This window comes from Spirosoma sp. 48-14, assembly GCF_001898575.1.
GTDB lineage: Bacteria > Bacteroidota > Bacteroidia > Cytophagales > Spirosomataceae > Spirosoma.
In genome coordinates this window covers 1-14,647 of record NZ_MKUD01000020.1, presented here as the reverse complement: position 1 = coordinate 14,647, position 14,647 = coordinate 1, and the positions used below count along the sequence as shown (strand labels likewise).

Annotated in this window: 11 protein-coding genes and 1 pseudogene; 5 read left to right on the top strand and 7 right to left on the bottom strand. The window is 47.0% G+C overall.

All coding sequences use genetic code 11. From position 1 onward, the window contains the following. The first annotated feature begins 133 nt into the window (after positions 1–133). The 3 genes from BGO59_RS12295 to BGO59_RS12285 are packed head-to-tail and all read left to right on the top strand — an operon-like array spanning position 134 to position 1,971. Positions 134–394 carry a PqqD family protein gene (locus BGO59_RS12295; protein WP_293683923.1) on the top strand — a complete coding sequence of 87 codons (261 nt, stop codon included), beginning with the start codon at positions 134–136 and terminating at the stop codon, positions 392–394. Then, entirely contained in the window at positions 369–794 is a 426-nt protein-coding gene (locus tag BGO59_RS12290; protein ID WP_293683922.1) for a lasso peptide biosynthesis B2 protein, read from the top strand. The genes BGO59_RS12295 and BGO59_RS12290 overlap by 26 nt, the downstream gene beginning before the upstream one ends. Positions 795–849: 55 nt before the next feature. Continuing rightward, positions 850–1,971 (top strand): mechanosensitive ion channel domain-containing protein, encoded by a 1,122-nt coding sequence (locus tag BGO59_RS12285; RefSeq protein WP_293683921.1) that lies wholly within the window; start codon positions 850–852, stop codon positions 1,969–1,971. Positions 1,972–1,977: 6 nt separating this feature from the next. On the opposite strand, the gene BGO59_RS12280 is transcribed toward BGO59_RS12285, so the two are convergent. From BGO59_RS12280 to BGO59_RS12265, 4 genes are all read right to left on the bottom strand, one after another. Further along, positions 1,978–2,907 carry a carbon-nitrogen hydrolase family protein gene (locus BGO59_RS12280; protein WP_293683920.1) on the bottom strand — a complete coding sequence of 310 codons (930 nt, stop codon included), beginning with the start codon at positions 2,905–2,907 and terminating at the stop codon, positions 1,978–1,980. Positions 2,908–3,001: 94 nt separating this feature from the next. Continuing rightward, positions 3,002–5,200: a S9 family peptidase gene (locus BGO59_RS12275; RefSeq protein WP_293683919.1), complete on the bottom strand. Its 2,199-nt coding sequence runs from the start codon at positions 5,198–5,200 to the stop codon at positions 3,002–3,004. Positions 5,201–5,314: 114 nt separating this feature from the next. Then, on the bottom strand, positions 5,315–5,902 hold the full coding sequence (locus BGO59_RS12270) for a YcxB family protein (RefSeq protein ID WP_293683918.1): 588 nt from the start codon (positions 5,900–5,902) through the stop codon (positions 5,315–5,317). Positions 5,903–5,998: 96 nt separating this feature from the next. Beyond that, complete coding sequence (locus BGO59_RS12265; RefSeq protein WP_293683917.1) at positions 5,999–6,424, bottom strand: DUF4783 domain-containing protein; 426 nt, start codon at positions 6,422–6,424, stop codon at positions 5,999–6,001. Between the two features lie 134 nt (positions 6,425–6,558). Here BGO59_RS12265 and BGO59_RS12260 point away from each other — a divergent pair, with 134 nt between their 5' ends. Further along, the gene (locus BGO59_RS12260) at positions 6,559–7,071 is read left to right on the top strand and encodes a phosphoribosyltransferase family protein (RefSeq protein WP_293683916.1); all 513 of its coding nucleotides are present in this window, start codon (positions 6,559–6,561) and stop codon (positions 7,069–7,071) included. 81 nt (positions 7,072–7,152) lie between these two features. On the opposite strand, the gene BGO59_RS12255 is transcribed toward BGO59_RS12260, so the two are convergent. The 3 genes from BGO59_RS12255 to BGO59_RS12245 form a co-directional block, all read right to left on the bottom strand. Beyond that, the gene (locus BGO59_RS12255) at positions 7,153–7,329 is read right to left on the bottom strand and encodes a hypothetical protein (RefSeq protein WP_170061219.1); all 177 of its coding nucleotides are present in this window, start codon (positions 7,327–7,329) and stop codon (positions 7,153–7,155) included. A gap of 95 nt (positions 7,330–7,424) precedes the next feature. After that, positions 7,425–10,424 carry a DEAD/DEAH box helicase gene (locus BGO59_RS12250; RefSeq protein WP_293683915.1) on the bottom strand — a complete coding sequence of 1,000 codons (3,000 nt, stop codon included), beginning with the start codon at positions 10,422–10,424 and terminating at the stop codon, positions 7,425–7,427. Between the two features lie 466 nt (positions 10,425–10,890). Beyond that, complete coding sequence (locus BGO59_RS12245) at positions 10,891–13,161, bottom strand: hypothetical protein (RefSeq protein ID WP_293683914.1); 2,271 nt, start codon at positions 13,159–13,161, stop codon at positions 10,891–10,893. A gap of 394 nt (positions 13,162–13,555) precedes the next feature. Here BGO59_RS12245 and BGO59_RS12240 point away from each other — a divergent pair. Beyond that, a pseudogene (locus tag BGO59_RS12240) lies at positions 13,556–14,647 on the top strand (hypothetical protein); the annotation flags it as partial.

The following is a 14,647-nucleotide window of genomic DNA, read 5'->3' as shown; positions in this document are numbered from 1 at the left end:
CAAAGTGACAAACCGCTAAAAATCAATAAATTATAAACCTAAACCTTTATCATAGAGTACGTATCGCGGGTAATCGAATCGCCGTTGCTGATAAATTCCTTTATCTTTGGTCATTAATCAGTATCGTTCGTATATGTATCGATTAACTCAGAATCAGATCTCCTCTGAACTGGCTGGCGAAACGGTTATTCTTAATCATGCAGCCGGAATGTATTATGGCCTCAATGAAGTGGGTACGTTTGTCTGGGACCTTCTTAAACAGTCGCCTATGTCGTTTGATGATCTTAAAGAACATGTTATGGCAAACTTTGAAGTCGATGAGCAAACCTGTACCAACGATTTGCAGCAACTGCTGAACGACCTGGCCCATGAAAAACTGGTGGAAACGATTTAAGCGGTTTACACAGCTATCCACTTCAGATCAACGGCTTCTTATTCAGGCGTTCTTTATTGTTTCTACCATCCAGCTTGGCCTTAAATTGTTATCGTTTCAAACGTTTAGGCAACTTTATAGCAAACTTACCAGGGCTAACAAATCTGGTGAGACTCCCCGCCAGTTGATTGACCGAAAAATTCAGGCTATTCAAAAAGTAAGCGGTCCGCTAGCTGCTTTCTGCCTGCCGCAGGCGTTGGCATTAACCTATTTCCTTCGAAAAGATAAAGACATCGATCTGGTCGTTGGCGTCCGCAAAAGCCATACATTTGAAGCACATGCCTGGGTCGAGAAAAACGGAACCGTCCTGATTGGCGATTTGCCGGATCTGGATTTTCAACCGATCTGGACCTGGCATTAACTGAAACACAAGTTACCTGTAATCCGGTTAATACGACAGGCACTTCAACTACCGCATGCAACAGCAACTTGACCTATGGATACGGGCGATTGTCCGTTGGTTTGGCTATGTACCGAATCGCGATTTGTCGGGATGGATATTGCTCATCATCGCCGTTGTACTAGGACTAGCCGTCGATGTGGTCATTACACAGACCATCCGGTTTGTGGTGCGCCGACGGTCGTTTCGAACGCTATCTCTTTTAAAAGTGTACGCTCGCTGGGCGTTCTGGTTGTTTGTACCCTCGCTATTTTTTCTGCTGGCTACAAATTTGCAGTCAGAGCGTTTTTTGCGTCGGCACCCTGTAGCCGACAAAACCGCTGAAATCCTTTTTCTGATTACAACAACCTGGTTTATCGTCCAACTGCTCAAGGTGGGCGAAAAACGGCTTATTTATGAATACGACACCACGAATGATACCAATCTGGCTCATCGGAAATTCGTTACGCAGGTACGTTTTTTCCGTCGGCTCATTGTTATTCTGGTCGTTATACTTGGGGCTTCGCTTTTACTCATTACCTTTCAGGGGAGCCGAAAAGTAGGCCTTAGTGTGCTGACATCGGCCGGGGTAGTGTCTGTCGTACTTGGGTTTGCCGCCCAGAAGACATTAGCGAACCTGCTGGCAGGTATCCAGATAGCGCTCAATCAGCAGATTCGCCTGGACGATGCGGTTGTGGTTGAAAAAGAGTGGGGTCGTATCGAAGAAATAAACCTGACCAGTGTAATTGTGCGGCTTTGGGACCGTCGACGATTGATTCTGCCTATTACCTACTTTGTCGAAACGCCTTTCGAGAACTGGACCCGCTCAGATGCATCCATCGTTGGGGCCATTTTTCTCTATCTGGATTATACGGTTCCTGTTGAAGCTGTTCGAAAAAAAGCGCGTGAACTGGCTGAAAATGACCCGCTCTGGACTGGCGATAGCTTTGCGGTACAAGTGACGGATACCACTCCTACCTGCATTCAGGTAAGGGTGCTGGTATCGGCCCAGGATGCCCCTTCAGCCTTTGATCTGCGCTGTCATATGCGAGAAAATCTGATAGCGTTTATCCGCGATGAGTACCCGCAAAGTCTGCCTCAAACGCGACTTATGCTGGCCGAAGAACTGAAGCCCCAGGAGCACTCGACTGGCCAATAAGCAGATTCAAACTTTCTGGATAGGTGGCTGATTCGCAACCGTTAGGGTAAAGACATCGTTTCGGGAATAGTGCCCCACGCAATCGAAATCTAATTTGCTTTTAGCCAGTATCGAGAAGTCCAGATCGGCCGTGAGTAGCCCCTCCTGATTCCAAAGTGGTCCGGCAAGCACTTCACCCATTGGCGAAATAATTACACTACCCCCGCTACACATGACCGTCGGTTCGTCAGCCAGATCGGCCTGGTATCGTTCGGGATAGTCGGTTTTTTGCACAAACTGATTACTGGCCAGCACAAAACAGCGGCCTTCCAACGCAATGTGCTGCATAGTTGCCTGCCACGAGTTGCGGGCGTCGGCTGTTGGCGCCAGATATAGTTCGATTCCCTGCTGATATAATGCTGTTCGGGCCAGAGGCATGTAGTTTTCCCAGCAGATCAAACCACCAAATTTACCGATCTCGCTGTCGAAACTGACCAATGTGCTACCATCACTTTCGCCCCAGATGTATCGTTCTAGGCCAGTGGGCTTCAGTTTACGGTGTTTCCCCAACAAACGCCCGTCATTCCCGAAATACAATAACGTGCAATATAGAGTACCTCCCACTGGCTCTTTCTCGGTCACTCCCAGGGCTACCATCACATTTGCTTTTTTGATGGCCTCGCTGATCCGTTGCGTCTGGACCGACGACACCTCCAGACTATTTGCCCAATAATCCAGCCATACAGCACGGCCTTTGTCGGTCCGGCGGCCAATGATGGCGTCAAAGGTCAGGCCACGCGGATAGCAGGGAATGAACGATTCAGGAAATAAAACGAACTGGCAACCCGCTTCTGCTGCTTTACCAATCCAGTCGATTACCAGATCAACACTTCTTTCCAGATCGAATAACGCAGGGGTCGCCTGCACCACACCGACACGTATGTTTTTGAAGGCCATAAGCAAAAGGGGAAAAGGGAGAAGGCAGAAGGCAGAAAGGGAGTTTACAGATCAACTTTCTTTTTTCCATTTTCCTTTCTCCTTTTTCCATTCATTATAAATTCTTCTCGACAAAATCTGTCATCATCTGGTAGAGATGCAAGCGGGTGTTACCTCCATAAATACCGTGGTTCCGGTTCGGATAGTAAAACGACTGGAATTGCTTTCCGGCCGAAATCAGGGCATTTTCAAAAGCCACTGAATTCTGAAAATGAACATTATCGTCGCCCGTACCATGCACGAGCAAAAAAGGACCACGGAGCTTGCTGGCGTGAGTTACCGGCGAATTATCGTCATAGCCTGCTGCGTTCTCCTGCGGCCGTTTCAGGTAACGTTCGGTATAAATTGTGTCGTAGAATCGCCAGTTGGTAACGGGAGCGACCGAAATTCCGGCTTTGAACACATCGGCACCTAACGTCATGCAGAGGGCCGTCATGTACCCCCCATAGCTCCACCCCCAAATACCAACACGACTCTGATCAACGTAAGGCAGAGTTTTCAACTGACGGGCCACGGAGATCTGGTCTTCGGTTTCGAGTTTACCCAATTGCGCGTAGGTGACGGTGCGAAATGCCGTTCCGCGTGCACCTGTTCCCCGCCCATCAACCGACACAACGATGTAGCCTTTCTGAGCCAGCGTTTGATACCAGAAGAAATCGCGGCTTTCCCAATCGTTCTTTACCGTCTGCGAGCCTGGGCCTCCATACACGAACATCAGGACTGGGTATTTTTTGGAACCCGTACTATCAAACGTCGCCGGGCGAATCATCCAGCCATTGAGCAATGTACCATCGGCGGCTTTGCTTTGAAAAAACTGTTTTGGTGTGATGGCATAGGTTGCCAACCGATTTTTCAGGTCCTCATTGGCTTCCAATATGCGAAGGTCATTAGTCGATTTCGTATCGCGAAGGCTGACCTGCACCGGCGAACCGGCTGCTGTATGGTATAACAGATAATAGGAGAAATCGGGGCTGAATGTAGCCTTATACGTACCAGCCTGGGTAGTCAATGGCTGTTTATGCTGTCCGTCGATCCCGATTTTATACACATGCCGTTCCAATGGCGATTTCTCAGTACTTATGTAATAGATCGTACCTGCCTTTTCATCGATCCCTGCCACCGTAATGATTTCAAAGTTGCCGCTGGTGATCGGACGAATGAGTTTGCCACTGAGATCATACAGATACAGATGTTTGTAGCCGCTGCGTTCGCTGGTCAATAGGAACGACTTACCATCACTCAGGTAAGTCAGATCGTCGGTAAACTCCAGATCAACGTAGGTAGGACTTGTTTCGGTCAGCACCACTGTCGATTGTCCCGTTGTAGCGTTTACATGCAGTAGATCGAGTCGGTTCTGCAACCGATTCATCCGCCGGATGGAGAGCAGGTTAGCCTGCTTTGTCCATTGAATACGCGGCAGGTATATATCCTTATCGGCCAGGCCTGCTTCTGTTTTCGCCATCACCTTTTTGCCTGACACCACATCGGCTATCCAAACCGACACCGTTGAATTGGCTTCTCCTGCCTTTGGGTATTTGAAGCGATACTCTACCGGATACAGGCTGCCCCAAATCTGCATATCATATTCGGGAACGCGGCTTTCATCGAACCGAATCCAGGCCAGCCGTCGGCTATCGGGCGACCATTCGAACGCACGCGCCATGCTGAATTCTTCTTCATAAACCCAATCGGCTCCTCCGTTAATAATGGCGTTTCGCTTCCCATCGGTCGTCAGTCGGGTTTCCTTACCAGTTGCCAGCTCAACCACAAACAGGTTATTGTCCCGCACAAACGCCACCCGTTTTCCATCGGGCGAAAAGGTTGCGTATTGCTGTTTACCCCCTTTGCTAAGTGGTTTCAAGGACTTGGTGGCCAGATCGTAAACATAAAATGTTGCCTTGCTGGACCGCCGGTATATTGGCTCCTCATCAGTAGTCAGAAGCAGTTTACGTTCGTCAGCCGACAACTGGTAATCGCTCATAGTGATCGGCTTACCGGCCACCGTCGCTTGCCGCCCATCCAACAATGTCTCGACGGGCAGCCCTGTTGTAATGGCAAATTTGACCACTTTATTCCCATCCAGAGTCGTATAAAAACCTCCGGCTTTCATCCAGTTTACAGCATCGACGGTTCGCTGGTTGAACACACCGGCATTGCGGCCCCAGATGTCATCGAGTGTCACCGACCTTTTTGACTGGCCATAAGCCGTTATTGATAGAATAATAAGATAAGCTGGAACGAGCAGATTTCTCATGCGTTTAGGTTTGTCTGAGCAAATAAACAAGAGCCACAGAGAACACAACGCCCCCATTCACAGTAGGTTTTGTGTTCTTTGCGGCTCTGCACTAATACTACAGGTATAACGAGGCTACTTAACGGTTTCAGCCGGGACATTTCCACCGGCCAACAACCCTTTACGCTTCAGTAGCGCTTCCGTAAATCGCAGGTCGTTATCACTTGTGAATATAGCAAATGGCAAATAGATAAATTGTGCTTTAGAAAGCCCTTTAGTTACGGTTTTGGCAAACCAACTGGCTTTTACATTCGCCATAGCGTCGGCATTGTTCAGAAACAGGATGTAGGCCTCTTTGTCTTTGATAACGCTGTCGATCTGGCTCCATTTCAGAATGCCCCCCTCTTTGGCGTTGATACGCATCAGGATCTGGCGGCTGTCGATTTCGTAGACGTACTTATCGAACAAGGCTTTGCTTTGCTCCATCTGCGATATGCCCGTGATCTGAACAGCCCAGAACAGCACATATAAAATGGTCAGCAGAACGATAACAATGTAAATCCAGTAATTCGGATACACATTCGTCAGGTTCAGAACCACATTCAGCAGAATGAGCGCAAGGGGAACAAACGCCCATTTCCAATTCTCTTTCACCCACTGACGCAGGGCAATATTTACGTACGTTTTTTGGTCTAGCGCGTATTTTTTGGTCTTAACAATCATAGTACCTCTACATGAAAGTGCAAAGATACAGGTAAAAATCGTCCGTCGTTTGTCAATCGTGCTCAGGAACAGATGAATTGATGGATGTACCGATACTTACCGACTGACGACCGACGACGATTCTTTTCGAAAATGGAGCGCGTTGATCACATACGTATGATTACTGTTCTGACGCATGAGCACGTATACCGAGAATGTTTGACCATCGGTTTTGTACGTACCTGTACTGTAGCGCAGGTGGTCTGAAGCCCCCCGGTATACAAACTGAAAGCTCTGGGGCGGGTATTTTCGAAAGAAGGAACGTAAAATCAGTTCGGCATGGGTAGCCTGAACAGCCGAAAATTCGACGTTTTCGGCATCGATGACCAATTCAATGGTTTTGGCAAACCGGGCTGACAATCGACTGGCATCTCCGCTTCGTAACGATACGCCTACGGTTTGTGTAATGTCGGTTTCAGGTACGGAAGGTGCGGGCAATACCCAGAGGTAAAGGCTTACTATAAGACTGATAATCGTATGCATGGTCGGTTAAATCAGCTTGCATCTATCAGCACTGATGGCGAAAACTATGCCAACTCACAGACCCGAGCGGTTATTTCGTTCCCTAACCGCTTTTTTATCATCTTTACATCCAAATTTCGATTGTCGATTTCTGCATGAACACAGCCCAGCCCACGCTTATCCTTAATTCTGCCCAGATCCATCAGAAAATCAGACGGATAGCATTCCAGATCTACGAAACCAATTTTGACGAAACAGCACTACTCCTGGCCGGTATAGCGGGCGAGGGCTATATACTGGCTCAGGCATTGGCACGCGAATTGCAAACCATTACTCCCCTTGCGATCGACCTGATTCGGCTTGATCTGGATAAATCATCAGCTGCCCAGCCTAGGGTTCATCATGAAGGGTCGGCAACCGATTTTACGGATAAAGTAGTCATTGTTGTCGATGATGTATTATACACAGGCCGGACGTTAGCCTTTAGCCTGCAACCTTTTCTAAACATCCCGATTCGGAAATTACAGGTAGCCGTTCTGATTGACCGAAATCATCCCCGTTACCCGGTTGCTGCTGACTATAAAGGCTACGAGTTAAGCACAACCTTAACCGAACATGTAGATGTAGTCCTGAGTGATACGGATCGGATGGGAGTTTACTTACGGTAAAGAAAAGCAACAACGAAGGCCGGACAGAGAGAAGGATTGCCAATTTATTCTTCTTCCTGTTCGGCCTTCCTTGTTGTGTTATCAGGCTTTTGTTCCGCGAATCAGGCTAATGCCCGCAAAGAAGAAAACACCGCCCAGAATAAGGTATACAAACGAAGCCTGAGCCACTCCGCCTTTCGTAAAGTCCATTCCTCCATAGATCAGACCAACCAATCCGATAAGGGTCAGAATAATACCGAATACGCTTTTGACATTCATACGTTGAGTTATTTATTAGTGAACGATAGTGTTTCGGATGAATAACTATCGCCAGCCAATATCTTCCCGCAAATGCCTGGCTTTTATTAAAGCTTTTACTCCAGCAGCACCATAATATCCTCTTTGGTCAGTGATTTTACAAAGTTTTCCTCTGTCGTAATCAGGCTACCAGCCAGTTGCTGCTTGGCACGTTGTAAAGAAAGAATTTTTTCCTCTACCGTATTTTTGGCGATGAATTTGTAAGTGAACACCGTCTTTTGCTGCCCTATCCGGTGCGCCCGATCAACGGCCTGAGCTTCGATGGCTGGATTCCACCAGGGGTCCAGAATAAATACGTAATCGGCAGCCGTCAGGTTATGTCCCAATCCGCCAGCTTTTAGCGAAATCAGGAACAGCTTTACCGAGTCGTCGGTCTGGAACAACGCAACCTGACTTTGCCGATCGGTAGTCGACCCGTCCAGGTAGGCGTACTTGATTCGTTTTTCCTTCAGGTAGTGCTGCACTACATTCAGGTGCTTAATAAACTGACTAAATACCAGAACTTTGTGATTCTCCGTCATCGCACTTTCCAGCCGCATAATCACATCATCCAGCTTCCCGGAATCCCCTTCGTATTCGGCATCGACCATACGCGGGTGGTTGGCAATCTGTCGGAGCTTAGTCAGCCCCTGCAACACAACCATCTGTGATTTGGCCATACCCTCCTCTTCAATATGCTCCAGAATCAGATTCCGATAGTATGATTTGGCCTCTTCGTATTGTGCTTCCTGATCGGGAGTCATCTCGCAGTAAAGCACGCTCTCTACTTTTTCGGGCAAATCGGTAGCAACCTGAGCCTTGTTGCGCCGAAGCATAAACGGCTTGATCAGGCTGTATAACCGACTGGTTTTGGCTTCGTCATGCCGCTTCTCGATTGGAACCTGAAATTCATTTCGGAAGAACGACTGACTGCCCAATAACCCCGGATTGATGAACGACATCTGCGACCACAGATCCATGGTGCTGTTTTCGAGCGGGGTTCCCGTCAGGATAAGCCGATTAGCGGTGTTAAGTTGCATAACGGCTCTGGTAATGTGCGACGATGGGTTTTTGATCGCCTGCGACTCGTCCAGAATCACATAATTGAACCGATAATCGCTAAGGCTATCAATATCGATTCGAACAATTCCATAGGACGTCAGAATAAGGTCGTACCCGTCGAACTGGGCGGTGTTTTTATCCCGGTATGTACCTGTGTACACCATAATACGCAGGTCAGGTGTAAACTTACGGGCTTCCAGCTCCCAGTTATAGAGTAGTGACGTTGGCATAACCAGTAAACTTGGCTCAGTAGCGCCCAATTCTTTCTGATTTTGCAGCATAGCCAGGGTCATCACGGTTTTGCCAAGCCCCATATCATCGGCCAGGCATCCACCAAATCGGTACTGACGTAAAAAATTCATCCAATCGTACCCAGCTTGCTGATAAGGCCGCAACGTACCATTGAAGTGGACCGGCAGTGGAAAATGCTCGATCTCCTCAAAATTTCGTAACCGCTCCAGTTTACGGCTAATCACCGTAGTGGCAAGATTGTCCCGATCAAGCTCCTCTACCAGGGCCAGGTGATGCTTTTGCAGTACCAACCGCCCATCACCGGAATCAATACCATCCAGATGTTCGATAAAGCCGAACAACTCGGAATATTTGGTAAACCAGGCACTCGGAATAACGGCTACCTCACCATTGGGCAGGGTAAATTCACGCTTCTTAGCCAGAATCAGCTTCCGAAGTTTTAGAAACGGAATTTCATACTCCCCAAATCGAACATTTGCATAAATATCGAACCAGTCGCGGCCTTCCTGAATCGACACATCAATGCTCGAATAACCCAGAAAATAGCGCTTGGTATTCTGGGCATCCTGCCGAACCAGAAAGCCAGCTTCCCGAAGTTGATCATTATTCGTAGATAGCCAGGCAAAAGCGTCAGACTTGGAAAGCGTTACACGACCATGACGCAGGTCAAGCCCCGAATCGCGCAGGAACGTCAGCTTCTGTTTTTCCAGTCGCTGATCCCGACGAATCTTGTGAAATAAGTACTCGTCGCCTTTTTTCTCTAAACTAACATTGGCAGACGTACCAAAGCTATCGAATCGAAACGTAAAGTTTCCGTATTGAAATGCCAGATCAAAGACAATTCGTGGATCAGCATCTTCGTCTCGTTCAAGCGTTTCGATACCATCAGTGCCTCCGTTTTGAAACAACGATACCGAAACTGAACGACTCGACTGCACTACTTCCGATACCGTAAGTACGGGTGTTGGCTCCAGCACTTCAGCGCGAATTTCGAACCCTTTTGCATATACGTCGTAGGAAGCAATTAGCTGCGTTACAAAGCGTTCGTAGTACTGCTGCTCAATATTTCGGGGAATTACAATATGATTTTTCGTAAAAAAAGGACGCAGTTTTTTTCCATCTACATTCTTGCTGAAGTGATAGAGTCGATTCCCTACCATCATGTAGGCAGGCTCGTCACAGATCATGAGTGCGTCTTTAAACTGAAAATCGACTCGCTCCGTTTCTACCTCTCCGGCGGCATTCTGGCGTGGGTATCGGATAATTGGAAAATAATGGGTTGAATCGGCGTTCCGAACAAAATGAAAGTGAACGCGGGCCGGTTCTGCCATCCAGATGATGGGTTGCCAGGCTGGATTGCCATCGTTGCCCATGATATAAAATGGCTTGCCCGGCAATAGCGCCATAATCTGCGCTTTTATTGTTTCAAGATAGCCTCCAATTGCTTCCTGAAGTTGTTTATCGCCTTTCTGTGCGTCGTATATTTTCAGGAAGAAATCGACAGCAGGTAACTTTCTCGAATTGAATTTTTTTACGATAGTATCCTGCTGAATACTATCGATGAGTTTGACAAGCTCAAAATCCCGTTCGTCCAATCCCTTGGCAAACTCACTAACATTTTGCGTTGATAAAGTTTGATTTTGAAGCGTAAGTTCACCCCGGCTATTTCGCTGGACTACAAAGGCCTCAATCAGGTAGCCTAAAAATTCGTGATCCAGTAATGAATACACGATTTGAAACGGTTGCAAAGGCGAAACTTTCATGCAGACTATACCATTCTGACTCAGCCCTTTCGGACTGGCAGGAATGACAGCAAAAGGTGAACACGTTGATTGAAAACTTGGGTGGATCAATCATTGAACAACTAGCAAAAAAGGTCAAAAAGAGTTCACTATGAACGATTTGCGCTTGCTACATAGTTGTCAACGATTTCAAATATACAAATCAAAACAAAACGGACAATAAGGTGTCTGGCAAAAAGAAGAAACGCGATAACGCATAGCCCGAAAGTTATTATCCGGTAAAATCATTAACTGCAAACGCACCTGGAAGCTTACGGAAATTTATTACCCAAAGGCTATTGGCTGGTAGCGTTCAAATTTAGATACGCCCAGAACCCCCTTTGCTCAAAGTACCCATCCACGTCTGAACATAAGCGTTTTATAGACCTAGCAAAACAAAAAAGGCCCTGATTTTCAGAGCCTCTTCATCACAGGGTTATATAATCCGTTATCTCCGTTTAGCCAATTGCTTCATTACCAGCTTCCGAAGGTCATTCACTTCGGATTTAAGTTGCTGATTGACGATTTGTTGCTTTTTATCGCTTTCTTCCAGATGACGGTTATTCTTTTCTAACTGAATACTATACAAAGTCAATTCCTCTATTTTCTTCAGCAACAGCGCGTTCATTTTAGCCAGATCGATACCCTGTTCAGCCATTTGCTCAGCCGAAGGAATTTCGGGCAGATGGTGATTTTGATGAATATAGGTTTCTACAGACGCCAGTGAACGCAGTGAGTAAGTATGTGTAAAAACATTGTCGGCCCAGTCGTCAGGACGGTTAACACGCAGCAGATAGTTCCCCTTCACCACATCGCCCTGCTCGTTGACGGTTAAGAATTGGTTTGTCGAACGAGCCGATGGGCTCTTGTCAGTTAAGTTCGTCAGCCGAAGGCCACTGGCATCGGCATTTTCACTAACCACCTCAAGCCGGGCCATAGGTGCCGATGTACCAATACCCACATTAGCCTTATTTCCTAAAATAACAGCATTGCTTACCGCCACCTGGGCGTCCGCTCCAATAGCAGTAGCATTGAACAGTGGCTCACCATTATCGGCCAGGACACCAGCCTGGGTACCTAAAAACGTGTTCCGGGAGCCCTTATCATGTTTGCCGGTATTATAGCCGATATACACGTTATCGTCCGAATTGATCGAAGCCGGGCCAGCTTTGTTGCCAATAATGGTATTATTCGATCCCGTCGTGATACTACGCCCCGCATTTACGCCGAAAAACGTATTTCCTTTACCCGACGTGGTCTGAAAGCCAGCCTGATACCCGACAAACGTATTTGAATCGGCTACAGCACTGTACCCAGCCTGGTAGCCAATAAACGTACTCCTCCTTCCCGTTTGATTTGTAAATCCGGCCTTCGAGCCCAGCATGACATTCCCATCTACTGTATTATTGAAACCGGCGCTGTCTCCGATCATTACGTTTTTATTGCCGGTCTGATTCTTGTTGGCTGCCCTCAACCCGACCGACACATTATTGGAGCCAGTCGTATTGTTTAATCCATTAGCAATGCCCAAAAACGTATTACCTACTCCGGTCGTATTGAATGAACCGGTATTACTGCCCATAAAGGCATTACTATCTCCAGTCGTATTGTTGTATCCAGCGGAATTACCAATAAACAGGTTTCCAAAGCCGGTCGTGTTTGTATAGCCCGAATTATTGCCGATAAACACATTTTGTGAACCAGTCGTATTGTTCAGACCAGCATACGCACCGATAAATGCATTGAAATTTCCAGAAACCGTACTATAACCGGCATTAATACCAATCATGGTATTGTTAAGGCCGATTGTATTGGACAAACCCGCATTACTACCCAGAAAGGTACTCCCTCCACCAGTGGTATTCGCCTGGCCCGCAGCATTACCAATAAAGGTATTGCCAGTACCTGTTGTTGTATTCAACCCGGCGTTATAGCCCAGAAACGAATTCTGGTAACCCGTCGTCACACTACTTCCAGCGCCAAAGCCCACGAAAGCATTCTGATAACCCGTTGTATTGAGGCTTCCAGCTCCTCCACCCAGGAAGGTATTGTTGGCCCCTGTTGTATTCGCCTGCCCCGCCGAGCTACCCAGAAAGGTATTGTTAGAGCCCGTCGTATTGCTATTACCGGCCTGATACCCAAAATACGAGTTACCAGACCCACTTGTATTGGCATACCCGGCATTGGCTCCCATAAAGGTGTTTGAAAAGCCACTATCGTTTGAATAGCCAGCATTATTACCCACAAATGCGTTATTAAAACCAATGGTGTTGGTTCTGCCAGAACCATTGCCAATGAACACATTAAAACTGGCGGTAAGCGTAGAAAAGCCTGCCTCGTAGCCAATGAATGTATTGCGGTTACCACTAGTTAGGGCCTGGCCGGAAAAAGAGCCGAAGAAGGTGTTATAACTACCGGTTGTATTCGATGTTCCAGCCCGGTTGCCAATAAAAGAATTATCGACGCCCAGCGTATTAAATTTACCGGCTGCACTACCTATAAATGTATTTTCGTTTCCTTGTGTATTCGTTTGCCCCGCCTGAAATCCTAAAAAAGAGTTGTTGCTCCCCTGCATGGACCCATTACCTGCTGAAGGCCCAGCCAACGTATTGTAGGAACCCGGTAAAGATGCGTTGGCCGAATTAGCCACATAGCTATTCTGCGCCATTACTATTTTCGTTGAGAGTAAGAGAAGAAAAGCCGGTATAGTTATACGCATACTGAAACAGTTTATTAGTATACATAGGGCTCGAACACTACCTGGTAAGTCTACTATCCCCTATCAGTCAACCTACAAGCAAACATCTAGCCAAACCTGTATTCAGAATTTGCATTTCCGTAAATTAACGATGCGTCAATTTGTAACTATCGATTCAGTAAGTGATTAGAGGCTGGCTTCACCATTTTATTCATTTTAAGTTACTCTTAACAAAGAAGTACTATACTTTAATAAATAAAGGTTATTGATATTTTTGGCCCGGTTTTAGCTGTATACTAGTAGAATACTCCTTTCAATAGACATTAATCTATATTTTACATTTTTCACATTAATGTGAACATTAGTTTATAAATAAACAAAATTATAAACAACATACTAATAAGCCCTCTTTGCCATGCTTGCGGATACCTATATAACAGCTAACAACGCCGATTTTAAACCTGATACGGTTACCTATGCTACATATACGACGGCCGCCAACACCGATTTTACACCTAGTGGAACTGTGAACGTTCAGATGATTGTCGCCAATCCTGATCTCTTCACACCCGCCGTTCAGTGGAGTAATGGTAAAGCTCGTATTATAAACACAAAGCAACCCGATCTTGGCGGTGGTGAGTATACATTCTACTATATAGGTGGTATGCCGGCTGTCACAAGCTTGCCAACAACCTACGATTTTAGTCCGGGCGATAGTATTTCTATTATAATGGGCATAGCCAATTTACCCAATGCCCCTTATAACTGGATACGAAAAGCCTTTACCCAAATCTTTTTAGGTACAGACCCTTTACCCACAGACCCATCTCTTCTGCCTTATAAAGTAACCCGCCCACCCTGGTTAGCCCCGACTGACATCTGGATACCAAGGGGAATGAAAGAAGCCCCAACTATGACTCTACCCGATAATCGGGTGTTTACCATTGTGCAGAAACGTACAGACATTACGTCCGATAGCATCGTTTCCGCCAGAAAGGGAGGAGTACTAGCTATCATGGATAGTTCACTGGGAAATAATCAGCGAGTAAACTGGACGCACAGTATTAATCTGGCTGTGTCGGGTGCCCCTGGCCCTTACACCGGCACCGAAGCAGGGGCATACCCCGCCAAAAGCCTCAGCAACGACAACATCAACCGCGCCAGCAATACCATCCCCTGCGCACTCTTCGAAGCCAACGAAATTCAGGAGGGAGTCTATGGGATGCCCGACACCGCACCCCAATACACTGCCTGGTACGAAGCCCGAAAACGAAAATACGCTGACCCTACCCTCAACTCATTAGGCATTCCCTACCGAGACTTTGGCACCTATGGCGGCACAGCCAACTACAACGGCGACCCCTGGAACTATCAGGTACCGGGCGGTGGCAATACCCTACCGAATGATGCCCTGTTCAAAAGTAAAATTCTGTCGGTAGATGGGGCCCGGCAAACCTGCAACTATTTCTCGATTCTGAAAGACAAGGGGGTAGGAGCGATCATCAAG

Excerpts from the sequence above, each read along its gene's own strand:
- BGO59_RS12295 (WP_293683923.1), top strand. The coding sequence starts at position 134 with ATGTATCGATTAACTCAGAATCAGATCTCCTCTGAACTGGCTGGCGAA.
- BGO59_RS12290 (WP_293683922.1), top strand. The coding sequence starts at position 369 with ATGAAAAACTGGTGGAAACGATTTAAGCGGTTTACACAGCTATCCACT.
- BGO59_RS12285 (WP_293683921.1), top strand. The coding sequence starts at position 850 with ATGCAACAGCAACTTGACCTATGGATACGGGCGATTGTCCGTTGGTTT.
- BGO59_RS12280 (WP_293683920.1), bottom strand. The coding sequence starts at position 2,907 with ATGGCCTTCAAAAACATACGTGTCGGTGTGGTGCAGGCGACCCCTGCG.
- BGO59_RS12275 (WP_293683919.1), bottom strand. The coding sequence starts at position 5,200 with ATGAGAAATCTGCTCGTTCCAGCTTATCTTATTATTCTATCAATAACG.
- BGO59_RS12270 (WP_293683918.1), bottom strand. The coding sequence starts at position 5,902 with ATGATTGTTAAGACCAAAAAATACGCGCTAGACCAAAAAACGTACGTA.
- BGO59_RS12265 (WP_293683917.1), bottom strand. The coding sequence starts at position 6,424 with ATGCATACGATTATCAGTCTTATAGTAAGCCTTTACCTCTGGGTATTG.
- BGO59_RS12260 (WP_293683916.1), top strand. The coding sequence starts at position 6,559 with ATGAACACAGCCCAGCCCACGCTTATCCTTAATTCTGCCCAGATCCAT.
- BGO59_RS12255 (WP_170061219.1), bottom strand. The coding sequence starts at position 7,329 with ATGAATGTCAAAAGCGTATTCGGTATTATTCTGACCCTTATCGGATTG.
- BGO59_RS12250 (WP_293683915.1), bottom strand. The coding sequence starts at position 10,424 with ATGAAAGTTTCGCCTTTGCAACCGTTTCAAATCGTGTATTCATTACTG.
- BGO59_RS12245 (WP_293683914.1), bottom strand. The coding sequence starts at position 13,161 with ATGCGTATAACTATACCGGCTTTTCTTCTCTTACTCTCAACGAAAATA.